The sequence below is a fragment of the Pseudarthrobacter sp. WHRI 8279 genome (assembly GCF_040224115.2).
In the GTDB taxonomy this organism is placed as follows: domain Bacteria; phylum Actinomycetota; class Actinomycetes; order Actinomycetales; family Micrococcaceae; genus Arthrobacter.
Window position 1 is genome coordinate 4,264,812 of sequence record NZ_CP168162.1, and the last position, 25,590, is coordinate 4,290,401.

Below are 25,590 nucleotides of genomic sequence, written 5' to 3' on the forward strand. Positions count from 1 at the left end.
ACGCTGCGGACGAGTGCAGGTCCCAGCAAGTGCGCCGTTAGGGTATCCCCCTAGACTGGGGAAAACCCACGACGTATGGAGGCCCGGTTGGGAAACGTAGTAGACGAGCTGGAGAGGATCCTGGCACCCGGGCAGGTAGACGCGGAAGAGGTTTCCCTACGCCGGTACGCCGTGGACCAGGCCCCAGTTATCGACTTCCAGCTGCCGCTGGCTGTTGTCTTCCCGGAATCCGTGGAAGAGGTCCAGGTGGTAGTGCGCGCTTGTAGAGACAGCGGTACCGCCGTCGTGCCGAGAGGCGCGGGCACGGGTGTCTCCGGCGGAGCCCACGCCACGAAGAACTGCATTGTTATGTCCCTGGAGCGCATGGACCGCATCCTCGCGCTGAACCCGGACGATGAGACGGCCAGGGTTGAGCCGGGCGTCGTCAATGCCGTCCTGAACGACGCAGCCGCGCAGCACGGGCTGATGTACGCGCCCGATCCCGCCAGCTTCCGGAGTTCAACCATCGGCGGGAACGTAGCCACCAACGCAGGCGGGTTACGCTGCGCCAAATACGGGGTCACACGGGACTCCGTCCTGGCTCTGGATGTGGTGCTTGCCGACGGCTCACTCATCCACACCGGCCATCAAACCTTCAAAGGCGTGGCAGGCTACGATCTCACCGGCTTGTTCGTAGGGTCCGAAGGGACGCTCGGCATCGTCGTCGGCGTCACCGTGCGCCTGAAGTACCTGCCCCGGGACGTACATACCATCGCGGCGTTCTACCCTGACTTCAGGCTGGCCGCCGCAGGGGTTTTGGCAGTGGGAAGGGCCCGGGTCCAGCCAGCCATCATGGAACTGCTCGACGGCGGCACCCTGGCCCAGCTCGATGACATCCACGGATCGGACCTCACCGCCAGGGGCCGCTCCCTGCTCCTGATCCAGACCGACGGATATGGCGCTGCTGCCGAGGCACAGGTGGTCCGGGATGTCCTGCTGGCGGGCGGGGCCGCCGTCAGTACGGAAGCGAGTGCAGAGGCCGAACGGCTGGTCGAGCTCCGCCGCCACAGCAGGGGTGTGGAGGTCGACGACGAATACCGGGTGGGCGAGGACGTGGCCGTTCCCCGTTCCCGGCTTGTGGACTACGTGGCAGCGCTGGAAGGCATGGCCTTGAACCACGGGGTGCACCTCAAGGTGGTGGCCCACGCCGGCGATGGCAACCTGCACCCCACCTTTTGGATCGACCGGACGGGGAATGGTGTGGACGCAGGCGCCATGGAGCGGCTCCAGCGGGTCCTGGACGAGTCCATCACCGCCGCACTGGCAATGGGCGGCACAATCACCGGTGAGCACGGGGTGGGGCAGTACAAGCTGCGCTGGCTGGGCCAGGAGCAGCCGGAGCCGGTCCGTGAACTCCAGCGCAGGATCAAGGCACTGTTTGATCCTGCGGGCATCCTCAACCCCGGAAAGGCAATCTAGCCCTTAGTCGTCGGAGTCCGGATATTCGTCAATCGACTCATCGTCGCCGTAGCGGGACTCTTCCGTCTCCACCTCGAGGATCTTCAGCATCCCCGTGTCCGGGTTCAGCATGATCGCGGCTTCATCACGCCGGTGGCGCAGGATGGAGTCGATGTAGGACTGCACGGCTTCAGCCAGCGGGATGTGGCGCTCCTGCTTTTCGGACATGTACCAACGGTGCTCCAGAACCTCGTGCACCACTTCAGCCGGCTCCAGCTTCCCCGAAAGGTCCCGCGGAATGGACCTGACGATCGGCTCGAAGATCTGGCTGACCCAGAGATGCGCGCTGTATTCCTCGTCCATGTCCGGGTTGTTGTCCGCCCGGAACGAATCCATGTCGTTCAGGAGCCGGCGCGCCTGGTTCTCCTGCGCATCGATGCCCGTGAGCCGCAGCAGCCGCCGCTGGTGGTGCCCGGCGTCCACCACTTTGGGCTGCAGCTGGATGGTGGAGCCGTTCTGGGTGGTCTTGATGGCGTATTCCTCGACGTCGAAACCGAGTTCGTTAAGCCGCCGGATCCTGGCACTCACGCGCCAGCGCTCACCAAGTTCGAAGGATTCCTTCTCAGTGAGCTCCGCCCAGAGCCGGCGGTAACTGTCCATGATGAGCTCGCTGGTGGCCACCGGGTCCACCTTTTCCTCGATCAGGCCGCCGTCCAGCAGGTCCATCAGCTCGCCCGCAATGTTCACCCGAGCGATCTCGAGGTCGTACTCGCGCTGCCCTGTGGAGAGGTCCGGATAGAGCTCGCCCGTTTCCGCGTCCACGAGGTAGGCAGCGAACGCGCCGGCGTCGCGCCGGAACAGCGTATTGGAGAGCGACACATCGCCCCAGTAGAAGCCGATGAGGTGCAGCCGCACCAGGAGCAGCGCCTGGGCATCGATGAGGCGCGTCAGGGTGTCCTTGCGGAGCATCTGGGAGAACAGGGCGCGGTACGGCATGGAAAATTTCAGGTGCCTGGTGACGAGCACCGGGTTCAGCGGACGTCCATCCAGGGTGGTGCGTCCGGTGATGACGGCCACCGGTTCCACGCAAGGGACGTCCAGCCGGGCCAGCTTCCGGAGCATGTGATACTCGTGGCGCGCCACGTGCTCGGAGGTTTCCTTGATGGCGATCACGGAGCCGCCAAGGTGGGCGAAGCGCACGATGTGGCGGGAGATGCCCCGGGGGAGGGCCGCCAGGTTTTCCGCCGGCCAGTCTTCCAGGGCGATGTGCCACGGCAGGTCCAGCAGCTCGGGATCGGCCGCTGCCGCCGTGATGTTCAGGGAGCTGGAAACCGAGGCAGCCTTGCCGTCATCGGCGCTGGCGGCAACAAACCGCGGCAGTTTGCCGATCTGCGCATAGTCGGTGGGTTCGTCGTGCCACTGGGCGCTGTATTCCTCGGTCATGGTCCAATTCTTCCGTACGTCGGGGCGTCCAGCTAATTTCTTTTGCAGGCACGGTTAACAGCCGACGGCGGCCCATCCGTGAGGAGGAGCCGCCGTCAATTGTGCGGTGGGGACTAGTCGCCCAGGCGCAGGCCGGTCTTGGTGTCGAACAGGTGCACGTGGCCCGACTGCGGCCGGACGTAGATGACCTCGCCCTTCATCGGGGGGCGGCGGCCGTCGACGCGTGCCACGATGTCGTGGTCCTTGCCGTCAAGGGTGGTGTGGCCGTAAACGTAGGCGTCGGCACCGAGCTCTTCGACGACGTCGACCTCAACCTTCAGGCCTTCGCCCTGCGGAGCGGTTTCGAGGTCTTCCGGACGGCTTCCGAGGGTAACCGTGGAGCCGTGTGCCTCTTCCAGGACGTTGCGCGGCACGGGGTACACCGTTCCGCCGAACTGGACGCCGCCGTCGACAACGGGGAGCTCGAGGAGGTTCATGGCGGGGGAGCCAATGAAGCCTGCAACGAAGACGTTCTTGGGCTTGTCGTACAGGTTGCGCGGGGTGTCGACCTGCATCAGCAGGCCGTCCTTCAGCACAGCAACGCGGTCACCCATCGTCATGGCCTCGACCTGGTCGTGGGTCACGTAGACGGTGGTAACGCCCAGGCGGCGGGTCAGCGAGGCGATCTGGGTACGGGTCTGGACGCGGAGCTTGGCATCAAGGTTGGAGAGCGGCTCATCCATGAGGAAGACCTGCGGGTTACGCACGATTGCGCGGCCCATGGCGACACGCTGGCGCTGACCGCCGGAAAGTGCCTTCGGCTTGCGGTCCAGGTACTGCTCAAGGTCAAGAAGCTTGGCGGCTTCGCGGACGCGCTCGGCGCGCTCTTCCTTGGAGACGCCTGCGATCTTCAGGGCGAAGCCCATGTTGTCGGCCACAGTCATGTGCGGGTACAGCGCGTAGTTCTGGAAAACCATCGCGATGTCGCGGTCCTTCGGGGGAACGTCGGTGACGTCGCGGTCGCCAATCAGGATGCGGCCGGCGTTGACGTCCTCGAGGCCTGCGAGCATGCGCAGGGAGGTGGACTTACCGCAACCGGAGGGTCCAACGAGGACCAGGAATTCGCCATCGGCGATGTCGATGTTGAGCTTATCGACGGCGGGCTTATCTGTGCCCGGGTACAGACGCGTAGCGTTATCAAAAGTAACTGTAGCCACAGTTATCAATCCCTTCACCGGCAGGTACGTGCCGGACGATCCGTTGTGAATGGTTCATGTTTGTTCAGTTTTGTACTGCAGACGCCTTCTTGTCATAGCAGGAGAGCGTTGAGTGACGCCGCACGGTTCTTGTGCGCCACATCACAAGCAAGAGTATGTCAGATGTTCCGCTATTGGTTGCAAATGTTACGGAGGTCACACGTGAGCTTGCACAACCCGGGTGCGCCGCATCACGGCGCGGACGTGCCCGGATCTTCCTCCGCGACGGCCATGCTGCGTTCCTGAAGCAGTACCTCCAGCAATTCCGCCACATGCACCGGCGCCTCTACCCGGTACTGGGCCTGGGTGAAATCCAGGCCCACTTTAACGCCGACGTCCCCCGGTTCCAGCCGAGCCAGGGCGTCCTCGTCCGTGGTGTCGTCGCCGGCGAAAAGGACGCCCGTGGCACCAGTGATCTGCCGTAGGAATGTGACGCCTTCGCCCTTGGACGCATTGACCACCGAGGTTTCAAGGACCCGCTTGCCGTCCTTGAGGAACACCCCCTGCCTGTCCTGCAACACGGAACGCGCCGCGGCCACGGCGTCGTCGGCTACGTCATCGGGGGCGAGGCGGGTGTGCAGGACCACCCCCGCCGGTTTGTCCTCGAGCATGGTGCCCGGCGCTTCCTTGACGATGTCCGCCAGGATGGCGCGCACCTCGGCAAGGAGTGCTTTTTGCTCCGGATCGAGTGTCAGCCCGGTGGATCCGGGGCCCAGCCAGGCCTCCGCCCCGTGGCTGCCGATGAGGAGGGTGTTCACGGGCGGGGACGCGACGGCGCGCAGGCTGGCGAGGGCGCGCCCGGAGATCAGTGCCGTCGTCGTCCGGGGAAGCACGGCGAGCCCGGCGAAGGCCGTTGCGGAGCGTGGCAGGGGCCGGGCCTCATCCGCGTGGCCAACGATGGGTGCCATGGTCCCGTCAAAATCCATGGCCACCAGCAGGTGCTCGGTGGCGGCGATCTCCCGGATGGCCGCCCGGAGTTCAGGGGTCAGTGCGAGCTTGTCCTTGGCGTGGCGGGCATCAGGAGTCATCGCGGACCACCTTTTCGTTGAGCGCGTGCAGGAAGTCCGCGGACCAGTGGTCCACATCGTGCTCGAGGATCTGCTTGCGCATGGCCCGCATCCGGCGGCCGGCTTCCCTCGGCTGCATCTCCACGGCCCGCATGATGGCGCCCTTGAGCCCGTCAATGTCGTGGGGGTTCATCAGCAGGGCCTGCTTGAGCTGGTCGGCTGCACCGGCGAACTCACTCAGGACCAGGGCGCCGTCGTTGTTGGTGCGTGCCGTGACGTATTCCTTGGCTACGAGGTTCATGCCGTCCCGGAGTGCCGTGACCAGCATGACGTCGGCGGCGAGGTACAGCGCCACCATCTCCTCGACGGGATAGCTGTGGTGCAGGTAGCGGACGGCGGTGTTCTCGATGGTGTCGTAGGTGCCGTTGATATGGCCTACAGTGCCCTCCACCTCCTCGCGCAGGAGGCGGTACTGCTCAACGCGCTCGCGGCTGGGGCTGGCCACCTGGATCAGGGTGGCCTCGCCGACAGACAGCTTGCCGTCCGCCAGGAGTTCCTCGAAGGCCTTGAGGCGGTGCCGGATTCCCTTGGTGTAATCCAGCCGGTCGACGCCGAGCAGGATGGTTTTGGGGTTGCCAAGGTCCTGGCGGATCTGGCGGGCCCGCTCAACGATTTCCGGTTTGGCGGCCAGTTCGCTGATCTGCCGGACATCGATGGAGATGGGGAAGGCCTGGGCGCGTGCGATATGCGTGACTTCGCCGTCGTGGCCCTTCACGTGGACCTGCTGCTGCTTAACGCTGGCGCCCAGGAAGCGGCGAGCCGAGCGCATGAAATTGCCGGCGTCGCTGGTCCTCTGGAAGCCCACCAGGTCGGCGCCGAGGAGCCCGTCGATGATTGCCTGGCGCCAGGGCAGCTGGGCGAAGATCTCCGGCGGAGGGAACGGAATGTGGTTGAAGAACCCGATCCGGAGGTCCGGCCGGGCTTCACGCAGCATGCGCGGCACCAGCTGGAGCTGGTAGTCCTGCACCCATACAGTGGCGCCCTCGTCGGCATGGCGGATGACGGCGTCGGCGAACCTTTTGTTGACCTTGCGGTAGGCGTCCCACCAGGTCCGGTGGAACTCCGGAGGGGCGATGACGTCGTGGTAGAGCGGCCAGAGGGTGGCGTTGGAGAACCCCTCGTAGTACAGCTCCACATCGTCGGTGCTGAGCTGTACCGGTACGAGGTCCATGCCGCCGTGGCTGAAGGGCTTGACCGTCTCGTCGGGCGCGCCGTGCCACCCCACCCAGGCGCCGTCTGTCTTGGTCATCATGGGTGCCAGTGCCGTCACCAGCCCGCCGGGGGAGCGGCGCCAGCCGGAGCCGTCGTCCCCGCTCTCGCCCGGGGCGCAGCGGTCCACAGGCAGCCTGTTGGACACCACCATGAAGTCGTACTTTGTTTCTCCGCCGTGGCCGGGCCCGGCGGCGCCGGACGTCGCCGGGGCGGTGGATTTTTCCTGGACGGGTGTTTGCATTGCGGCCCCCTGGGGTTGCTTGTGCCTCTGTGCCCACCCTAACGGGACGGAATCTTCCGTGCTATTCGGCTGTTCGTCAACCCCGCCGATACTTGAAGGAGCAAGCTCCCAGCTTTCTCCCCTAAAATGTATGGAGTTGCCACGAAGTGGTCCCCCCCCCACGTCAACCGACCCAAGGAACACATGAGCCCTGCAAACGAAGTCCGTAAGTCCAAGGCTGAGCGAACCGCGGAGGCGCGGGAAAAGGCACGCCTGATCCGTGACGCGCAGCTGAAAAAGGACAAGCGCAACAAACTGCTCATCGGCTGGGGCATCGTGGCGGCTGTCGTGGCCATCCTGGCTGTTGTTGCATTGGTGGTCACCACCAGCATCAGGCAGAACACTCCCATCGCCGACCAGGGGCCCGTGCCTGCGAACGCCAACGTCAATGGCGGCGTGACCCTCCTGGCCAACACCGACGTCAAGCAGACGGATCCTGCCAACGTTGACGTGACCACGTTGACCAAGCCTGAGACCCCGCCCAGCCCCGTGGTGGCGCCCGGGGCAGAAGCCGAGGAGGGCCAGCCCGTCAAGGTCATTGCGTACATCGACTTCATCTGCCCGGTGTGCCTGCGCTTCGAAGAGACCTACAACGAGGCCCTGACAAGCCTGCGGAACGAAGGCAAGATCACCATGGAGTACCGGCCGCTGGGCTTCCTGGACCGCCAGTCCAGCACCAACTACTCCTCCCGTTCCGCCAACGCGGCTGCATGCGTTGCCGACACGGCCCCCGACAAGTACGCGGAATACGTCAACGTCCTCTTCGAGAACCAGCCCGCAGAAGGCGGTGCGGGCCTGTCCGACGACAAGCTGAAGTCCCTGGCCAGCGACATTGGCGCGGACATCAACAGCTGCGTGGACGACAAGACCTTCCGCCCGTACGTGAAGTATTCCACGGAGCTGGCCGCAAACACCGGGATCACCGGCACGCCCACGGTGTTCATTGACGGCAAGCAGTGGGACGGCGGCACCGACCTGAACGCGGAGATCCAGGCGGCAATCGACGCCAAGGCCTAAAGCCTTTCCCTCAACCTTCCCAGCCAGCGGCCCGCTCCCGGATTCTTCCGGAAGCGGGCCGTCCGCGTTAAGCCGGGTTCCCTCGGAACCGCGGGCGTTTTTACCACCGGCACCAGTTGGGCTAACCTTATCTAGCGCCGTTCAGGCGCCCGCCCGCAGGGGCACGCCTCCTTAGCTCAGTTGGCCAGAGCACCGCTCTTGTAAAGCGGGGGTCGTCGGTTCGAATCCGACAGGGGGCTCCACCACAAAACATTCCCGCCAGGCCGCCCGCCGCCTGGCGCTCCCCGCAGCTAAGCTGGAGTCATCCGCATGATCAGCCTGCTGATGAAAGGAGTGTGGGTGCCGTGCCCAAGACCGGCAAGAACGACCACGCCCGCAAGGAAGAGCTGCCCTCCACCCTGCAGCGTTCTGAACAAAAGGCCCAGGACACCTTCGCCAAGACCTACGATTCAGCCCTTGAAAGCTATGACAATGACGAGGGCCGGGCTGCGCGCGCGGCCTACGCCTCCCTCAAGCACAGCTATGAGAAGGTGGGGGACCATTGGGAGCCGAAGGAAAGGCGCGGCCCCTCGGACAAGCGGGCGGAGGAGGGCGGAACGTCCTCCGAACCCACCGCCGGCGGGGTGAATGCCAACGCCTCCAAGGAGCACCTCTATAAGCTTGCCCAGGAGCTGGACATCGACGGCCGTTCCACCATGGACAAGGATGAGCTGGTCAAGGCCATCCAGAAGGCCAACGACGCCGCCACGCGAAAGGCGCGCGGCAGCTGACCGCAGGCCCAACGGCTCTTGCCGATCCACCCTCCAGGGTGTCGAATCAGAGGACACGTTTCAGTCCGGTCGGATGGCAAAGATGCCAGGAGGTTTCCCATGTCGGTCAAGGGCACCAAGGACTCAGCCAGGACGGCAGCTGGCCGCAACGGAGCTGAGTCCCGCCGCGCGGACGCCTCTGCCGGTTTTGCCGCGGAGGATCCGGCCAAAATCCGGAATGTGGCGCTGGTAGGACATTCCGGTGCCGGAAAAACCATGCTGATAGAAGCGCTGCTCGCTGCCCACGGCATGATCACGCGCAAAGGATCCATTCCGGACGGGACCACAGTCAGCGATTCCGACCCCGCGGCCGTGCACCAGCAACGCTCTGTGACCCTGTCCCTGGTGCCGCTGTTGATCGACGACATCAAAGTGAACCTCCTGGACACCCCTGGCTACCCCGATTTCATCGGCGAGCTCCGGGCGGGACTGCGTGCGGCGGACGCGGCCTTGTTCGTGGTGTCCGCCGTGGACGGCATCGATGCCACCACCACTGCGCTGTGGGGTGAATGCGAGCTCATGCAGCTGCCCCGCGCGGTCGCCATCACCCGCATGGACCACCCCCGGGCGGATTACGACGGCGTCCTGGCCGCCTGCCGGAAGGCCTTCGGCGAGGGCGTCCTGCCGCTGTACGTCCCGGTGCGGGCAGGCGGTGAGGTCACCGGCCTGCTGGGACTGTTGTCCGGGACGGTCACGGACTATTCGTCCGGGGAGCCGGCCGCCGCCGTGCGGGCAGCGGATGCGGCCGAGCTTGCAGCGTCCACTTCCGCCAGGGGCGAGCTCATTGAGGGGATCATCGCCGAGAGCGAGGACGAGAGCCTGATGGACCGCTATCTCGAAGGCGAGGACATCGATACTGACGTCCTGGTCGCCGACCTGGAAACCGCCGTCGAACGCGGCACCTTCTTCCCGGTCCTGTCCACATCCGCCGTGAGCGGGCTGGGCACTGCGGAACTGCTGGAAGTGTTGGTCCGGGCCTTTCCGTCTCCGCCGGACGGCCGCCTGCCCGGGGCCGCTGACCTGGCGGGGTCACCGGTGGAAGCCCTGCGGTGCGATCCCGCGGGGCCGCTGGCGGCTGAAGTGGTCCGGACCTCCGTGGATCCGTTCCTGGGACGGGTGTGCCTGGTCCGGGTCTTCTCCGGGACGCTGCGTGAGGATGCCCCGGTGCACGTCGGAGGCCACGGGCTGGCGGACCGCGGCCACCAGGACCATGATTCGGATGAACGCGTCACGCACCTCTACTCACCGCTGGGGGCCTCCCTGCGGCCCGTTTCGTACTGCGTGGCCGGAGACCTGTGCGCGGTGGCAAAACTGGGAAGTGCCGAAACCGGAGACACCATCTCCGGGCGGGACCGGCCCCTCCTGCTGGCCACGTGGGAGATGCCGGAGCCGCTGCTGCCGGTGGCGGTGGAACCCGATTCACGCAGCGACGAGGACGCGTTGGCGCGCAGCCTGGGGAAGATCGCGGCCGGCGATCCCACCCTCCGCGTGGAGCGGAATGCCGAAACGCACCAGCTGGTCCTCTGGTGCATGGGTGAGGCCCACGTTGAGGTGGTGCTGGACAGGCTCCGCGACCAGGGCGTGAAACTGCACACCGTTGACGTGGTGACGCCGTTGCGTGAAACCTTCGCAGCGCCCGCGGCCGGACACGGCCGGCACGTCAAACAGTCCGGAGGACACGGGCAATACGCCGTCTGCGACATCGACGTGGAGCCGCTTCCCCGCGGCGGGGGTTTCGAATTCGTGGACAAAACGGTGGGTGGCGTCATTCCCGGGACTTTCATCCCGTCCGTGGAAAAAGGCGTCCGCGCCCAGATGGAGAAGGGCGTGGGCGCGGGGTTCCCCGTGGTGGACCTGCGGGTCACGCTCACGGGAGGCAAGGCGCACAGCGTGGATTCCTCGGACGCAGCATTCCAGGCGGCGGGTGCGCTGGCGCTGCGGGAGGCAGCAGCGGCCGGGCGGATCCAGCTGCTTGAACCGGTGTCCTCCGTGACCATCATGGTGGCGGATGAGCACGTGGGGTCGGTAATGAGCGACCTTTCAGCCCGTCGCGGACGGCTCACCGGAACCACATCCTCGGGCGAAGGGCTCACTGAGATCGGCGCTGAGGTCCCGGACCAGGAACTCCTGAGGTACGCCGTTGACCTGCGGGCACTCACCGCAGGTACCGGGCGCTTCCGCCGCCGGTACCTGCGGCACGACCCTGTGCCTGCCAGCTTCAGCCCCTCATAGCAGCACCTGCCATGAACGCGGCTGCCCGGAAAATCCAGCGCGTGTACCTCACGCTGACTCTGGGAAACACCCTCGCGGCCTCGTTCATCTGGGGGATCAATACGCTCTTCCTGCTGGATGCCGGGCTGACCAACCTTGAAGCCTTTGCCGCAAACGCCTTCTTCACGGTGGGCATGGTGCTCTTCGAAGTGCCCACCGGAGTGGTGGCGGACGGCTGGGGGCGGCGGATGTCCTTCCTCCTCGGGACAGTAACGCTGGCCGGATCCACGTTCCTGTACTTCCTGTTGTGGCAGTTTTCGGCCCCCTTCTGGTGGTGGGCCGCCGTCTCAATCCTGTTGGGCCTGGGCTTCACCTTCTTTTCGGGTGCGGTGGAGGCCTGGCTGGTGGATGCCCTGCGCTTCTCCGGATACGAGGGCGGGCTGGAGGTGGTGCTCGGGCGCGGACAGATGGTCTCCGGGGTGGCCATGCTCAGCGGCTCCGTGGCAGGCGGGGTGATCGCCCAGGCCACGAACCTGGGGGTTCCGTTCCTGCTGCGCGTGGGTGTGCTGGTGGCAATGTTTGCGGTGGCCTTCCTGCTCATGCACGACGTCGGCTTCACACCTGAACGCTCGGCCCACCCACTGCAGGCCACACGGGCGGTCCTCAAAGCTTCAGTGGACGGCGGCCTGAGGCATCCGCCCGTGCGGTACATCATGCTGGCCGCACCGTTCACCGAAGGCGTGGGCATCTACGTGTTCTACGCCCTGCAGCCCTACCTGCTGCAGCTGTTTGGAGATCCCCGGGCCTATGCAATCGCGGGCCTGGCAGCGGCTCTGGTGGCAGGAGCGGACATCGTGGGCGGCTGGATGGCGCCGCGCATCCGCAAACTGGTCAAACGGAGGACCAGCGTGCTGATTGCCACCAACATTTTCAGTGCCCTCATCCTGGTGGTACTGATGTTCACCACCGTCTTTTGGGTTGCCCTGGCGCTCCTGGCGCTGTGGGCCGTGGTGGCCTCAGCAGGCACCCCCGTGCGGCAGGCGTACCTCAACGACATGATTGCGTCGAAGCAGCGGGCAACGGTGCTGAGCTTCGATTCCCTGATGGGTTCGGCAGGGGGAGTCGTGGTGCAGCCAGCGCTGGGCAGGGCCGCCGACCTCTACGGCTATCCGGCTTCCCTGGCCGTGGGCGGCACGCTGCAGCTGATCGCGGCGCCTTTCATCCTGCTCAGCCGCAGGCAGCGGCCGCGGGCGGACACGGCATCGGAGGGGAGTTCGGCTGCGCCTTAGGAACCGCGCGTGCCGCGCCGGACGTGCTGCTCAGTCGGAGTCCATCAGATCGAGCAGTTTCCTGGCTGCGTCCCTGATGTCATCGTGCCCGTACTGCCCCGCCCTGCTTTCCAGCGAAATGACGGCGCAGCGGTGGACTTTGCTGAAATCCCCAAACGGGAAGCTGACACTTCCCTTGGTCCCCTCCGACTTGTCGTCGTCCCGGCCAAGGTGCCACTCCGCGTAGTCGCCGAACCCGTGCTTGTCGATAAAGGTGTTCTCCTGCTCCGTGGACGGCGCGTGTTCACTCCAGTCATCCCGGACATCGCGTTCCACCTTTCCTGCCGCAATGAGCTTGCGGGCGTTGGCGAGTGCCTTCCGGTTCAGCCGTACTGCCATCCCGTATCCTTCCTGGCCGGTTCCGGCGCGGGGTCAGCCGGAGGGCTTCCAGCGTAGAACCGCGGCAGGGAATCCGCTACGGATTAACGCCGGGGAGACCGCGACGAAACGCGCCCACAACAATCGCTGCGTAGGTTTCAGGCATGAGCGCAAACATCCTCGACCGGTTCCGCGCGTGGCTCAGTGACACGTTTACCTACGAATCAGGCGAGCAGGCTGCCGATGCCATGGCTGACGCAACCCGCTGGGGATGGCTGCCCGCCCTGAGCGGGGTGGCGGTAGGGGCAGAGCACGCCCGGCAGAGCCACACGGAATCCGTGGCGCAGCCGAGCGGAATGTCTGGTTGAGCACACTATTGCACCGGTAGCGGGATCATGCCCTAAACTGCTTCACTGAGGTGCCTGAAATGGTGCTGCGCAGCAACGAAAGTGAACACGCTATGGCTACCGATTACGATGCCCCACGCAAGCAGGAAGAAGAATCTCCAGCCGATTCGCTGGAGGCCCTCCAGGCGTCCCGCGGCGGCAACGCGCAGACCGCAGTCATTGACGTCGATGAGAACGACACCGCCGAAGGCATCGACCTGCCCGGCGCTGATCTTTCCAACGAGGAACTGACGGTCATTGTTGTTCCTGAACAGTCCGATGAGTTCACCTGCTCATCCTGCTTCCTGGTCCGCCACCGCTCCCAGGTTGCCCGCGAAAAGAACGGCTTGAAGTACTGCCGGGACTGCGAAGGCTGACGCTGCCGAACTTCCCTGCTCCGGCCACCCCCCCCAAAGGGGCGGCTGGCGCTTCTTCGCCTCCCGCCGTCGTCGTTATGCCGGTTACGGCAAGGTGCCGGTCCAAGGCAACAACAGGGCAGAACCGGCGCAAAAGGCCAAGGAACGCCCGGTTTTCCGCGCCGTATTTATGTGCGCGTGATGCGCGGCGCCACACCCTAACGGTTCCGCGGCGAACAGGCCACAGCCCTCGATCTGCGCCGTAAACGCTCCTACCCTTGAGCTATCCAATCGCTCAACATATGGGTGGCTCCACAATGAAAAAGTTTTCCACTTGGCTCGCCGCCATCCTCATGGCTGCCGGGCTTGGAATCGTGGCACCGGGGCCCGCCTCGGCAACCACTTCCTACTGCGGGCTTGTGTGGGGTTCCCTGGCGAAAGCCGACCCGGACATGGGCACCGCCAATGTCACCAACGTCCGCACGGGGCAGCACTACTGCTTCGACCGGATGGTGGTGGACCTCAACGGCACAGCCGCCGGCTACACCGTGCGGTACGTTCCCCAGATAGTGCAGGACGGATCCGGCTTCACCATCCCCGTCCGGGGAAACGGGCGCCTGCAGGTGACAGTCAACGCTCCCGCCTACGACGGCAACGGCAACTCCACCTATACCCCGGCTGACCCGAACGAGCTGTCCAACGCCGCCGGCTACCAGACGTTCCGCCAAGTGGTCTGGGCCGGAAGCTACGAGGGCTACACCAGCATCGGCCTGGGCGTCCGGGCCCGCCTTCCCTTCCGGGTCTTCACCCTGGATGGGCCGGGCTCCGGGTCCCGCCTGGTGGTGGACGTGGCACACTACTGGTGACATTCGGCCGTAGACGACAAAGGTGCCGTTCCCCCCTGTGTGCGGGGAACGGCACCTTTCCTGCGGCCGGGCGATTGGACTAGCTCACGGCGGCTACTCCGGCACCACCAGCGCGGGGGTATCCCGCTTGAGGGTTTCGCCGCGGAAGAAGCCGGGGCGGGCCTTGGCCATGATGAGCATGACGGCGGCGCCTGAGGCCAGGATGCCGACTCCGAGGACAAACACCAGGCCCACTCCAAAGATCTCCGACCCGCTGCCGAACTCCGGGGCCCAGCTGTCCACTGCAGTCTGCAGGAACACCACGAACAGGCCCACCCCGCCCAGCACCGGGCACACCAAGCGGAGAACGAAGTGCCGCAGGCTGTCGAAAACGCTGTGGCGGAAGTACCAGGCGCACGCCAGCGCCGTCAGCCCGTAGTAGAAGCAGATCATCAGTCCGAGCGCCAGGATGGTGTCATTGAGGACGTTCTCGCTGACCACATGCATCACCGCGTAGAAGCCCGCAGACATGACGCCGGCAGCAACGGTGGCGAAGCCCGGCGTCGCAAACTTGCGGCTGACGCGGCTGAACGGTTCGGGAAGCGCACCGTAGAACCCCATGGCCAGCATGCTCCGGGAAGGTGACATGAACGTGGACTGCAGGGAAGCGGCCGAGCTGGACAGCACGGCCAGGGACATCAGGATGGCGAAGGGACCCATGATGGGCGAAGCCAGGGCGGTGAAGATGTTTTCGTGGATCTCGGTGTTGTTCAGGCCGTTGCCGGTATCCCCGACGCCGGCGAACATCATGGTGGCGATGCTCACCAGCAGGTAGATCGCCAGGACGATCAGGGCAGTGAGGGTGCCGGCGAGCCCGGAAGTCTTCCTGCCGTTGGACGTTTCCTCATTGACCGTCAGGCAGACGTCCCAGCCCCAGTAGACAAAGATGGAGAGTGAGATGCCTGCGGTGATCTGCCCGAAGGTCTCGATTTTGGTGACGTCGAACCATTCCCAGCTGAAGGGGATGGCGGTTTCTGAGGAAGACCAGTTGGCGAAGGCCATGCCCACAAACAGGCCCAGGACCAGCAGCTGGAATCCCACCAGGCTGTACTGGACCAGCTTGGTGGTGTGGAGTCCGCGATAGCTGACCCAGACCGCCAGGGCCACGAACACAAAGCAGGTCAGCACGTTCAGGGCCTTGTTTGCGGACAGCTCGGCGAGCTCCGGGGAACCGGTCAGCTGCGAAAGGAAGAGGTAGAAGAAGTCGACGGCGACTCCCGCCAGGTTGGAAAGCACAATAATGTTTGCGGCCAGCAGGCCCCAGCCTCCCATCCAGCCCACCCAGGGGCCGAAGGCCTTGGTAACCCAGGTGAAGGTGGTGCCGCTGTCCGGGGAATCGGCGTTGAGTCCCCGGTAGGCGAGCGAGACCAGGATCATGGGGATGAAACCGATCAGGAAAATGACAGGCAGCTGGAGTCCGGCTTCATTGACCGTGGGACCCAGGGCACTGGTCAGGGTATAGGCGGGGGCGATGGTGGAAATGCCCAGGACGACGACGGCCAGCAATCCCAGCTGCCCGCCCTTCAGTCCTTTGGGGCTGATGCCGGAAGTCCCCGGGGAGTGCGGCCCGGAACCGGCAGGGGCTGTTCTGGTGCGGATGGTCTCGGTCATGGCACCACTTTCTGGAAGAAGTTGAGACTACGGTCACTATATGAATGGCGTTCATTTAGTATGGGGGCGTGTGACGCGCGACGCAAGGGAGAATATGAATGACGTTCTTTTATGTCTCCGTTGGCGAAATTAGTAAGCTCACTGAGAAATCCCCTGCGGACCGGCCGCAGTGCGCTGTGGTGCTGATAACGTCGGGATTACTGGACCATTTGAGGAGGACGCATGAAAGCTTCACCGACACTGACCAATAACCTGCAGGCCGTGCTCGCCGACCTGATCGAACTGCACATCCAGGGCAAGCAGGCGCACTGGAACATCGTGGGAACCAACTTCCGCGACCTGCACCTGCAGCTGGATGAGATTGTGGACGCTGCCCGCCAGTTCGCTGATGACACTGCCGAGCGGATGCGGGCACTGCACGCTTTGCCGGACGGCCGCAGCTCCACCGTGGCCGAGTCCACGTCCCTGGCCCAGTTCCCAGAAGGCCTGATCAGCACCAAGGACGCGATCGAACGCATCGTTGCTGCCCTTGAGGCTGCCGTGGGCACCATGCGCAAGGTTCACGATGAAGTGGATGAAGAGGATCCCACCACCGCGGACCTGCTGCACGAGTTCATTGCCAAGCTCGAGCAGTACGCCTGGATGGTGAACGCGGAAAACATGAAGCCCACCGCCAGCGTTACGGCGCCGGACGCAAAGTAGGCAGCGCCCGCGGGGTCGCGGAATGCAGGGCGCCCGCTGCTGGAGGTTATCCTCCGGCTGCGGGCGCCTTTTCTGTCCCATAGCCAGGTGCGCAGGGCGGCTTTCAGCCGTCCGCCTTGGGCGCGCTGCGAAGCACGACGGCGGCGAGGACGGCCGCCGCCGCCATCAGTACCAGCCCGATTGCCGCCGTGATGTGCACTCCTGAATCGAACGCCGCTGCCGCGGCCTGGCGTACGGCACCTCCCAGGGGCTGCGGCAGCCGGGCCGCGAGCTCCATGGCGCCGGCAAGGGTCTCGCCGGCATGCACAGTTCCTGAGGCGGGGGCGGCTTCGGTGATGCCCGCCGGGAGCCGCAGGTTGTGCTGGTAGGAGGCGGTAAGGATGGAACCCAGGATGGCGGTTCCCAGCAGGGCACCCACCTCGTAGCCCGTCTCGGAGATTGCTGCTGCCGCGCCTGATTTTTCCGGGGGAGCGCTTCCCAGGATGAGGTCATTGGAGATTGTCTCGGCAGTCCCCACGCCCAGCGCGAGGACCAGCAGTGCGGCCAGCAGCAGCGAAGGTCCGCCCGCATGGCTGCCAAAAGTCACCAGGCTGTAGCCGGCGGCACTCATCGCAAGCCCGGCCGCCACCACGAAGCCCGGGCGGATCTTCCTGACGGCCGGCACTGCGGCAAGGCCCGCGACGATGGTGGCCACCAGGGCCGGGATCATTGCCATCCCGGCGGCCGAAGGTGACATCCCCTCGATGAGCTGGAGGTGCTGGGCCAGGAAGAGGATGAACCCGTTGAAGGAGAACAGGGCGAGGATGTTGGCGGTGATGGCCATGCTGAAAACCCTGTTGCGGAACAGGGAAAGATCCAGCAGCGGGCTGCGCAGGCGTTGCTGGCGGTGGACAAAAACAGTACCCATTAACACGCCGAACGCTATGGTGCCCAGGGCTGCTGCGCCTGGCCCTTCGGTGGCGAACTCCTTGATCCCATAAACCACAGGGGCCATGGTGAACAGCGAGAGCAGGATGCTGGGCACGTCCACCTTTCCCGGTGATGGATCCCGGGATTCAGGGATGAAGGCGGGGCCGAGGACCAGGAGCGGGAGCATGATGGGTACCGCCACCAGAAGCACTGCGCCCCACCAGAACTGTTCCACCAGCCAGCCGCCAAAGATCGGCCCGAGCGCGGCGCCGCCGGAGAACCCCGCAGCCCAGATGGCAATGGCCAGCCGCCGCCGGTTGGGGTCCGGGAAGATGTTCCGGATCAGTGACAGCGTGGAGGGCATCAACATGGCGCCAAAGAATCCCAGCGCCGCCCTGCCGGCGATGAGCCAGCCGGCACTGGGCGCAAAGGCGGTGGCTGCTGATACTGCCGCGAAGCCGATGCTGCCGATGATCAGCAGCCGCCGGCGCCCGATCCTGTCACCCAGGCTGCCCATGGCAACCAGCAGGCCGGCCAGTACCAGCGGGTAGGCGTCCACGACCCAAAGGAGCTCAACCCCAGAGGTGTTCAAGGCGCCCGCGATGGCCGGCAGCGCAAAGGTGAGCGCCGTGTTGTCCACGGCCACCAGGAGGACGGGGAACATCAGCAATGCCAGGGCCAGCCAGTCCCTCCGGGTGCCACGGGATGGGTTGCCAGCGGGCAGGGCGGCTGAAGTGGGCTGGCAGGTCCTGGGCTGGGAAGCGGCGGATGGGGTCATGAGCTTAACTGTACCGTCTGGACGGTACAGTTAAGAAATCAAATCACCACCGTGCATGATGGGAACCATGGCCAGAAAACCCGTAGCGCGAGATGCCGTCCTCGATGCCTTTGAGGAGCTCCTCATCGATGTGGGGGAGAGGGCCGCCACCTTGGATGCGGTAGCCAAGCGCGCCGGCGTCTCCAAAGGCGGCCTGCTGTACCACTTCCCCAACAAGGAAGCGCTGATCACGGCCACCCTGGAGCGGCTGGACCGGCTGGCGGGGGAGGACCTCGCTGCGATGGCCGCCGCGCAGGAAGGCGCGGCCGCGTACTTCATCCGGTCGTCGCTCTGGTCCGACACCCCGATGGACCGCTCCTTTGTTGCTGCCACCCGCCTGGCGGAGGTGGCGCACGAGGGCGCGCGGCGCCGTTTTGCCGCGATCCAGCAGCAATGGCTGGACCTGATCGGGAAGGATGTGGGCACGGGAATGGCCAAGGCGGTGCTGTACATGGGTGATGGCCTCTATTTCAATGCCATGTGGGAGAGTGGTCCGTCCGGCAACCCCGGGAACCGGCAGGAGGAAGTGGAAGAACTCCTGGCGGCGGTGGAGCGCCTGCGGGGTTAACCGGCATTTGCCCGGCGGCCCGCAGCGTAGGAGAATTGGAGCTGTGTGGGCCGTCACCGGCAAGCACAGACAACAACCCAAATTAATAGCCTTTGATCTGCGGCGGGAGAGTTCTGCCAGAAGGTACAAGCAGGCGCCGTAGGAGCAATACCTCCCCAGGAATCTCACAGGCCCATGTACCGCCGCGGCGAGGCAACTCTGGAAAGCAGCAGGCTGTTCGCGCGGAGATCCGGTTCCGGAACTCCAGGCAGCTGTGCTCACCGACGGTGCAAGCGGGGCCAGCCCAGGCAGGCCGCGCGGAAACTCTCAGGTCCAATACAGAGCGGGGAGGGACACGAATCGATGCGGCGTACCCTGCGCCGCCTTAGTTATGGAGTTCCTCGTGACTGTATCTCCGGCCTCCGCCACCCCGGCCTCCGCCGTCCATGCTCCTGCCGCCACCTTCGTTGACCGGCACATCGGCGCACGGCGCCAGTCCGACGTCGACACCATGCTCAAAGCCGTGGGCTACGACACCGTGGACGCCCTGGTTGACACCGCCGTCCCCAAGGACATCAGGCAGGACTCGCCGCTCGAACTGGCAGGCGCGCTCAGCGAGGTGGAGGCGCTCGCCGAGCTCCGCAGGCTGGCCGGCAAAAACAAGACCGCCGTGCAGATGATCGGCCAGGGCTACTACGACACCGTGACCCCGCCGGTGATTCGGCGCAACATCCTCGAGGGCCCGGCCTGGTACACCGCGTACACCCCGTACCAGCCCGAAATCTCGCAGGGCCGGCTCGAGGCGCTGCTCAACTTCCAGACCATGGTCCAGGACCTGGTAGGCCTGCCCATCGCCAACGCCTCCCTGCTGGACGAAGCCACGGCCGTTGCAGAGGCCGTGCTGATGATGCGCCGGGCCAACAAAAATAAGGACGCCCGGGACGGCAAGACAGTGCTGGACGCAGACTGCCTGCCGCAGACCATCGCCATCGTCAAGGGCCGCGCCGAGGCGCTCGGCTTCGAGGTTGAAGTCGCGGACCTCGCCAAGGGGCTGCCCGACGGCGCCATCAACGGTGTGGTGCTGCAGCAGCCCGGCGCGTCCGGCAGGGTGTTCGACCACAGCCCAGTGATCGCCGATGCCAAGGAACGCGGCGCCCTGGTGACGGTGGCGGCCGACCTCCTGGCGCTGACGCTCATCACGCCTCCCGGTGAGCAGGGGGCCGACATCGCCGTCGGCTCCGCCCAGCGCTTCGGCGTGCCGCTGTTTTACGGCGGCCCGCACGCCGCGTACATGGCTGTGCAGAAGGGCCTCGAGCGCTCCATGCCGGGCCGCCTGGTGGGCGTCTCCAAGGACTCCGCCGGTGTTCCCGCCTACCGCCTGGCCCTGCAGACCCGCGAGCAGCACATCCGCCGCGAGAAGGCCACGTCCAACATCTGCACAGCCCAGGCGCTGCTGGCCATCGTGGCCTCCATGTACGCCGTCTACCACGGCCCGGAGGGCCTGAAGGCGATTGCCCAGTCGGCGCACGCCCACGCCAGGAGCCTGGCTGCGTCCCTCAAGGCAGCAGGCCTCGACGTGCTGCACACCAGCTTCTTCGACACCGTCACCGTTTCCGTCCCGGGAAGGGCTGCGGGCATCATCGCCGCAGCGGAGGCGCAGGGCATCAACCTGCGCAGCATCGACGCTGACACGGTGGGCTTCTCCACTGACGAAACGACCACAACGGAAATTGTCGGCGGCGTCCTTGACGCTTTTGGCGTTGGAGCCTTCGGCGTCTCAGTTGTTGACGCCGAAGGTGACCCTGCCTTCGGCTTGGACGCCGCCGTCGGACGTTCCTCCGACTTCCTGCAGCACCCGGTGTTCAACACGCACCGTTCCGAGACCCAGCTCCTCCGCTACATCCGCCGCCTCTCTGACCGGGACCTGGCGCTGGACCGCACCATGATTCCGCTGGGCTCCTGCACCATGAAGCTGAACGCCACGGCCGAGATGGAAGCCATCTCCTGGCCGGAGTTCGCCTCCATCCACCCGTTCGCCCCGGACTCCCAGACAGAGGGCTGGCGTGAGCTCATCGCAGACCTGGAAGCCCAGCTGACCGAGATCACCGGGTACGACCAGGTGTCCATCCAGCCCAACGCCGGATCCCAGGGCGAGCTCGCCGGCCTGCTGGCGATCCGCGGCTACCACCACTCCCGCGGCGACCAGCAGCGCAACGTCTGCCTGATCCCCGCTTCTGCGCACGGCACGAACGCCGCTTCGGCTGTCCTCGCGGGCATGAAGGTGGTTGTGGTGGCCACCGCCGCAGACGGCACCATCGACCACACCGACCTTTACGCCAAGATCGAGGCGAACAAGGACGCATTGTCCTGCATCATGATCACCTACCCCTCAACCCACGGTGTGTACGACGCCGACGTCCGTGAGGTCTGCGACGCCGTCCACGCCGCCGGCGGCCAGGTGTACATCGACGGCGCAAACCTCAACGCCCTTGTGGGGCTGGCCCAGCCGGGCAAGTTCGGCGGGGACGTGTCCCACCTGAACCTGCACAAGACCTTCTGCATCCCGCACGGCGGTGGGGGACCCGGCGTCGGGCCCGTCGCGGCGAAGGCGCACCTGGCACCGTTCATGCCCGGCAACGCCGCCACCTGGACGGAAGGCAACGACGTCCCCATCTCCGCCTCCAAGTTCGGTTCCGCCGGTGTGCTGCCCATTTCCTGGGCTTACGTGAAGCTGATGGGCGGCCAGGGCCTCACCGAGGCCACCAAATCAGCGCTGCTGGCAGCCAACTACGTCGCGGCACGGCTGGACGAGCACTTCCCGGTCCTGTACACCGGCGAAGCCGGGCTGGTGGCGCATGAATGCATCCTGGACCTGCGCGAACTCACGGCCCGCACCGGCGTCACTGCCGAGGACGTGGCCAAGCGCCTCATCGACTACGGTTTCCACGCCCCCACACTCGCCTTCCCCGTGGCGGGCACCCTGATGGTGGAGCCCACGGAATCCGAGGACCTCGGCGAGATCGACCGCTTCATCGAAGCCATGATCGCCATCCGCAAGGAAATCGACCAGGTGGCCAACGGCGACTTCACGGTGACGGACAGCCCGCTCCGGAACGCCCCGCACACGGCCGCCGCCGCCATCAGCAGCGCCTGGAACCGTGCCTACCCGCGCGAGCAGGCCGTGTTCCCGGTGAAATCCCTTAAGCAGGACAAGTACTTCCCGCCCGTTGGCCGCATCGACGGCGCGGCGGGGGACCGCAACCTGATCTGCTCCTGCCCGCCGCTGTCCGAATTCGAAAACTGAGGACGCCTGCCATGACTGAGAAGCGCACCGCCCTCTACGACGAGCACAAGAAGCTGGGGGCCTCCTTCACCGATTTCGGCGGCTGGCAGATGCCCCTGAAGTACAGCTCGGAGCTGGCCGAGCACCACGCCGTCCGAAACGCTGCCGGGCTCTTTGACCTTTCCCACATGGGCGAGGTCTGGGTCACCGGGCCGGATGCCGCCGCGTTCCTGGATTATGCGCTGGTGGGGAAGATCTCGGCCATGGCGGTGGGCAAGGCGAAGTACTCACTGATCTGCAATGAGGACGGCGGCATCATTGACGACCTCATCACCTACCGCCGTCCGGCAACCGCGGGTACCGCGCCAGGCAGTACGGATCGTTTCCTGGTGGTTCCCAACGCAGGCAACGCCGGCGTGGTGGCCGCGGCCCTGGCGGAGCGTGCAGCCGGCTTCGACGTCCAGGTGGACGACGCCTCAGCGGCCACCTCGCTGATCGCCGTCCAGGGCCCCAAGGCGCAGGAGCTGCTGCTGCGACTTGTGCCCGCGGCCCAGCACAGCCTGGTGACGGAGCTGAAGTACTACGCCGCCGTGGAAGTCCCGTTCCCGGTGGGCGGTGCCGGGCAGGACCTCCTGCTCGCCCGCACCGGTTACACCGGTGAGGACGGTTTCGAGATTTTTGTGGCGAACGACGACGCCCCGGGCCTTTGGCAGGCACTCGTCGCCATCGCGGAGGATGGGGAGCTGACGCCCGCCGGGCTGGCCTGCCGCGACTCGCTCCGCCTTGAGGCGGGCATGCCGCTGTACGGGAACGAGCTCTCGCTGCAGGGGGACCCCTTCGCCGCCGGCCTGGGCCCCGTCGTCGCGCTTTCAAAGGAAGGCGACTTCGTGGGCAAGGCGGCGCTCGCCGCAAAAAAGGAAGCCGGCGCAGGCGTTACTGCCGGCCGCCGGCTCGTGGGACTCAAAGGACTGGGCCGCCGCGCCGGCCGCGCACACTACCCCGTGCTCAAGGACGGCACGACAGTTGGCGAAGTGACCTCGGGCCAGCCTTCGCCCACGCTCGGATACCCGATCGCCATGGCCTACGTCGACGTTGAATTCACCGAGGCTGGCACAGCACTGGACGTTGATTTGCGAGGTAAGGCAGAGCCGTTCGAAGTCGTCGACCTGCCGTTCTATAAACGCTCCAAGTAGCCTTGTTTTGGCGCGGTCACCTTCGGGGCCGCCGGACCGGACATTTTCACGCGTGCTGGCTCGTTCCTCGCCTTTGACGCACGCTTTCGAAAAGTCCGGCTCCGCCGGCCCCTCGTGCGGGCGTTGCGGTTGTGCGCGGACATGGTCAGGTCGTTCAGGAAGTGGGTGGACGCGAACTACGTGCGTGTTTTTTTGTTTCACCCGCCCACGCTTTCGAAAAGTCCGGCTCCGCCAGCCCCTCGTGCGTTCATCACCTTAGGCGACGGGCCCCTGGCGGCTGGGCGGATTCCGGAGGCGGGCGTCTAAGGGAGCGTCACGTCCGCCCAGCGGGCGTCCACGCGACCGAGCCCGCGGAGGAATTCGGCCGGCCGCACCCAACCCACCACGAACTCTTTAGTTAGGAACTAATCGCATGGCTGTTGGAGTCTTTGATCTCTTTTCTATTGGGATTGGGCCTTCGTCGTCTCATACTGTGGGGCCGATGCGGGCTGCTGCTGTTTTTGCGGAGGAGCTGAAGGGTTCCGGCGTGCTGGCGGGGGTGGCGGCGTTGCGGGTGGATCTGTATGGGTCGTTGGCGGCGACGGGTCATGGGCACGGGACGATGACGGCCATTTTGTTGGGGTTGGAGGGGTTTCATCCGGAGCTGATCCTGCCCGATGAGGTGGAGGAGCGGCTGGCGGCGATTGCGGAGACCGGGGTGCTGCAGCTGGCCGGTGCGGTGGCGTTGCCGTATGGGGTGAAGGATATGGTGTTGCGGCCGTTGACTGTCCTGCCGCGGCATACGAACGGCATGACTTTTACGGTCTCGGACGCCGGCGGCCAGGTCCTGCACAGCGCCACGTTCTTTTCGGTGGGTGGCGGGTTCATTGTCCGTGAGGGTGAGGAGGACGCGGCGCTGCAGGAGTTGGAGGAGTCCAAGAAGGAACTGCCGCTGCCGTTCCGGACCGCCGCGGAGCTGCTGGCGCACTGCCGGGAGACCGGTTTGGGCATCAGCGACGTGATGCGGGTCAACGAGGAAGACAGCCGCACCCCGGAGGAAATCCGCGAAGGCCTCCTGCATATTTACTCGGTGATGGAGGGGTGTGTGGCGACGTCCCTGAAGCGTGAGGGGGTGCTGCCGGGCGGGTTGAAGGTCCGGCGGCGGGCGCCTGACTGGTATGACCGGTTGCGGAAGGAAAGCGCCCGGCCCGCCGGCGAAGACCAGGACGGTGAAGGCGCGGACACCGAGTTCCATGACCCGAAGTATTGGCAGGAGTGGGTTAACTTGATCGCCCTGGCGGTGAATGAGGAGAACGCCTCCGGCGGCCGGGTGGTCACGGCGCCGACGAACGGGGCGGCAGGGATCATCCCGGCGGTACTGTATTACGCGCTGCATTTCGCGCCGGGGATGGAGAACGCCACGCAGCAGGACCGCGACGACGTCGTGGTGAAGTTCCTGCTCGCCGCCGCCGCCGTCGGGGTGCTCTATAAGGAGCAGGCGTCCATCTCCGGGGCTGAGGTGGGCTGCCAGGGCGAGGTGGGCTCGGCGTCGTCGATGGCCGCTGCGGGCCTGGCTGAGGTGATGGGCGGGACACCCCCACAGGTGGAGAACGCCGCGGAGATCGCGATGGAGCACAACCTGGGCCTGACGTGTGACCCGATCGGCGGGCTGGTCCAGGTCCCGTGCATTGAGCGGAACGCGATCGCGGCGGCGAAGGCGATAAACGCCGCGAAGATGGCGCTCTGGGGCGACGGCTCGCACCGGGTGTCGCTGGACGAGGTGATCGTGACCATGCGTGAGACCGGCAAGGACATGAGTTCCAAATACAAGGAAACGGCCATGGGCGGCCTCGCCGTCAACGTCGTCGAATGCTGAGAGCCCCAGGGAACCTTCAGTTGTGGACCGCAGCCCACCAGTTCAAAGTGGACGCGAAGACCAGCCAGGCAACGTAGGGGAGCAGCAGCAGTCCCGCGGTCCTGCTGATGGGGCCGAAATAGAGCACTGTCATCGTGACCGCGGCGATCAAGGCCACGATAATGGCCAGGGCGAGCCATAGCGCAGCCGTACCCAAAGCGGGATAGAGGCCGAAGAACACCGGAGTCCAGGCGAGATTCAGCCCCAGCTGGACCGCGTAGGCCGTCAGCGCCGGCCTGGTCTTGGGAGCACGCTTCCGCCAGACCAGCCAGGCTGCCACCGCCATGGCTGCGTACAGCAGCGTCCACACCGGGCCGAAGAGCCAGTTCGGCGGGGACCAGGGGGCCTTGTCAGCCGTGGCATACCAACCGTCCACGTTGTCCACCGTGGAGAATCCGCCGAGTCCGGCCACCAGGAAGGAAGCCACCAGAAATCCAGCCAGCACCGCTGCCTGCACCCGCGTACTGTACGGCTGGTCCCTTCCATCCGGCGGCAATGACAACTCTTCGCGGTTCGGCTGCATGCCTCAACCCTTGCCAACCGGCCCACCCGAGTCAAGGCCACGGGGCAAAGGCAGGCACCGGCGGGCTCCTGAAAAGGGGCAGCGGCATCAGGCTTTAGACTTGAGGC

At 65.6% G+C, this 25,590-nt stretch carries 21 protein-coding genes, 1 tRNA gene and 1 riboswitch; of the genes, 14 read left to right on the forward strand and 8 right to left on the reverse strand.

Annotation, left to right across the window (positions count from 1 at the left end):
• Nucleotides 1-75: 75 nt before the first annotated feature.
• A complete protein-coding gene (locus ABRP28_RS19585; RefSeq protein ID WP_374152897.1) occupies nt 76-1,458 on the forward strand; it encodes an FAD-binding oxidoreductase in 1,383 nt (460 codons plus the stop codon).
• A gap of 3 nt (nt 1,459-1,461) precedes the next feature.
• Here ABRP28_RS19585 and ABRP28_RS19590 read toward each other — a convergent pair whose 3' ends face one another.
• The 4 genes from ABRP28_RS19590 to ABRP28_RS19605 form a co-directional block, all read right to left on the reverse strand.
• Entirely contained in the window at nt 1,462-2,880 is a 1,419-nt protein-coding gene (locus ABRP28_RS19590) for a DUF4032 domain-containing protein (protein ID WP_350004936.1), read from the reverse strand.
• Nucleotides 2,881-2,993: 113 nt separating this feature from the next.
• Entirely contained in the window at nt 2,994-4,076 is a 1,083-nt protein-coding gene (locus ABRP28_RS19595; protein WP_174179677.1) for an ABC transporter ATP-binding protein, read from the reverse strand.
• Between the two features lie 230 nt (nt 4,077-4,306).
• Nucleotides 4,307-5,143: a trehalose-phosphatase gene (gene otsB / locus ABRP28_RS19600; RefSeq protein WP_350004934.1), complete on the reverse strand. Its 837-nt coding sequence runs from the start codon at nt 5,141-5,143 to the stop codon at nt 4,307-4,309.
• Nucleotides 5,133-6,635, reverse strand: a complete 1,503-nt coding sequence (locus tag ABRP28_RS19605; RefSeq protein WP_350004930.1) for a trehalose-6-phosphate synthase — start codon at nt 6,633-6,635, stop codon at nt 5,133-5,135. Before ABRP28_RS19605 ends, otsB begins: the two co-directional genes overlap by 11 nt.
• Nucleotides 6,636-6,818: 183 nt before the next feature.
• Here ABRP28_RS19605 and ABRP28_RS19610 point away from each other — a divergent pair, with 183 nt between their 5' ends.
• The 5 genes from ABRP28_RS19610 (at nt 6,819) to ABRP28_RS19630 (ending at nt 12,000) form a co-directional block, all read left to right on the forward strand.
• Entirely contained in the window at nt 6,819-7,691 is an 873-nt protein-coding gene (locus tag ABRP28_RS19610) for a thioredoxin domain-containing protein (protein ID WP_350004928.1), read from the forward strand.
• 165 nt (nt 7,692-7,856) lie between these two features.
• Nucleotides 7,857-7,933, forward strand: a tRNA-Thr gene (locus ABRP28_RS19615).
• A 102-nt stretch (nt 7,934-8,035) separates the two neighbouring features.
• Nucleotides 8,036-8,461 carry a ChaB family protein gene (locus ABRP28_RS19620; RefSeq protein WP_350004926.1) on the forward strand — a complete coding sequence of 142 codons (426 nt, stop codon included), beginning with the start codon at nt 8,036-8,038 and terminating at the stop codon, nt 8,459-8,461.
• A gap of 99 nt (nt 8,462-8,560) precedes the next feature.
• Nucleotides 8,561-10,732, forward strand: coding sequence for an elongation factor G-like protein EF-G2 (locus ABRP28_RS19625; RefSeq protein WP_350004924.1), 2,172 nt, complete (start codon nt 8,561-8,563; stop codon nt 10,730-10,732).
• Between the two features lie 11 nt (nt 10,733-10,743).
• Nucleotides 10,744-12,000 (forward strand): MFS transporter, encoded by a 1,257-nt coding sequence (locus tag ABRP28_RS19630; RefSeq protein WP_350004922.1) that lies wholly within the window; start codon nt 10,744-10,746, stop codon nt 11,998-12,000.
• A gap of 30 nt (nt 12,001-12,030) precedes the next feature.
• On the opposite strand, the gene ABRP28_RS19635 is transcribed toward ABRP28_RS19630, so the two are convergent.
• On the reverse strand, nt 12,031-12,378 hold the full coding sequence (locus ABRP28_RS19635; protein WP_350004921.1) for a hypothetical protein: 348 nt from the start codon (nt 12,376-12,378) through the stop codon (nt 12,031-12,033).
• Between the two features lie 143 nt (nt 12,379-12,521).
• On the opposite strand from ABRP28_RS19635, the gene ABRP28_RS19640 reads away from it, so the two are divergent.
• From ABRP28_RS19640 to ABRP28_RS19650, 3 genes are all read left to right on the forward strand, one after another.
• Nucleotides 12,522-12,725, forward strand: a complete 204-nt coding sequence (locus ABRP28_RS19640) for a hypothetical protein (RefSeq protein WP_350004919.1) — start codon at nt 12,522-12,524, stop codon at nt 12,723-12,725.
• Between the two features lie 92 nt (nt 12,726-12,817).
• On the forward strand, nt 12,818-13,120 hold the full coding sequence (locus ABRP28_RS19645) for a DUF4193 domain-containing protein (protein ID WP_350004917.1): 303 nt from the start codon (nt 12,818-12,820) through the stop codon (nt 13,118-13,120).
• A gap of 296 nt (nt 13,121-13,416) precedes the next feature.
• The gene (locus ABRP28_RS19650) at nt 13,417-13,965 is read left to right on the forward strand and encodes a hypothetical protein (RefSeq protein ID WP_350004915.1); all 549 of its coding nucleotides are present in this window, start codon (nt 13,417-13,419) and stop codon (nt 13,963-13,965) included.
• Nucleotides 13,966-14,058: 93 nt separating this feature from the next.
• On the opposite strand, the gene ABRP28_RS19655 is transcribed toward ABRP28_RS19650, so the two are convergent.
• Nucleotides 14,059-15,615: an APC family permease gene (locus tag ABRP28_RS19655; protein WP_350004913.1), complete on the reverse strand. Its 1,557-nt coding sequence runs from the start codon at nt 15,613-15,615 to the stop codon at nt 14,059-14,061.
• Nucleotides 15,616-15,837: 222 nt separating this feature from the next.
• Between ABRP28_RS19655 and ABRP28_RS19660 the strand changes: the two genes are divergently transcribed.
• The gene (locus ABRP28_RS19660; protein ID WP_066273843.1) at nt 15,838-16,317 is read left to right on the forward strand and encodes a Dps family protein; all 480 of its coding nucleotides are present in this window, start codon (nt 15,838-15,840) and stop codon (nt 16,315-16,317) included.
• 103 nt (nt 16,318-16,420) lie between these two features.
• Here the strand turns inward: ABRP28_RS19660 and ABRP28_RS19665 are convergent, their stop codons facing one another.
• Nucleotides 16,421-18,004, reverse strand: a complete 1,584-nt coding sequence (locus ABRP28_RS19665) for an MFS transporter (RefSeq protein ID WP_350004908.1) — start codon at nt 18,002-18,004, stop codon at nt 16,421-16,423.
• A gap of 67 nt (nt 18,005-18,071) precedes the next feature.
• On the opposite strand from ABRP28_RS19665, the gene ABRP28_RS19670 reads away from it, so the two are divergent.
• From ABRP28_RS19670 to ABRP28_RS19685, 4 genes are all read left to right on the forward strand, one after another.
• Nucleotides 18,072-18,611, forward strand: coding sequence for a TetR/AcrR family transcriptional regulator (locus tag ABRP28_RS19670; protein WP_350004907.1), 540 nt, complete (start codon nt 18,072-18,074; stop codon nt 18,609-18,611).
• Between the two features lie 93 nt (nt 18,612-18,704).
• Nucleotides 18,705-18,803, forward strand: a riboswitch (glycine riboswitch).
• A gap of 178 nt (nt 18,804-18,981) precedes the next feature.
• Entirely contained in the window at nt 18,982-21,894 is a 2,913-nt protein-coding gene (gene gcvP / locus ABRP28_RS19675) for an aminomethyl-transferring glycine dehydrogenase (protein ID WP_350004905.1), read from the forward strand.
• An 11-nt stretch (nt 21,895-21,905) separates the two neighbouring features.
• Complete coding sequence (gene gcvT, locus ABRP28_RS19680) at nt 21,906-23,066, forward strand: glycine cleavage system aminomethyltransferase GcvT (protein ID WP_350004903.1); 1,161 nt, start codon at nt 21,906-21,908, stop codon at nt 23,064-23,066.
• A gap of 412 nt (nt 23,067-23,478) precedes the next feature.
• The gene (locus ABRP28_RS19685) at nt 23,479-24,921 is read left to right on the forward strand and encodes an L-serine ammonia-lyase (RefSeq protein WP_350004902.1); all 1,443 of its coding nucleotides are present in this window, start codon (nt 23,479-23,481) and stop codon (nt 24,919-24,921) included.
• A 16-nt stretch (nt 24,922-24,937) separates the two neighbouring features.
• On the opposite strand, the gene ABRP28_RS19690 is transcribed toward ABRP28_RS19685, so the two are convergent.
• Entirely contained in the window at nt 24,938-25,483 is a 546-nt protein-coding gene (locus tag ABRP28_RS19690) for a TspO/MBR family protein (RefSeq protein ID WP_350004900.1), read from the reverse strand.
• Nucleotides 25,484-25,590: the final 107 nt, after the last annotated feature.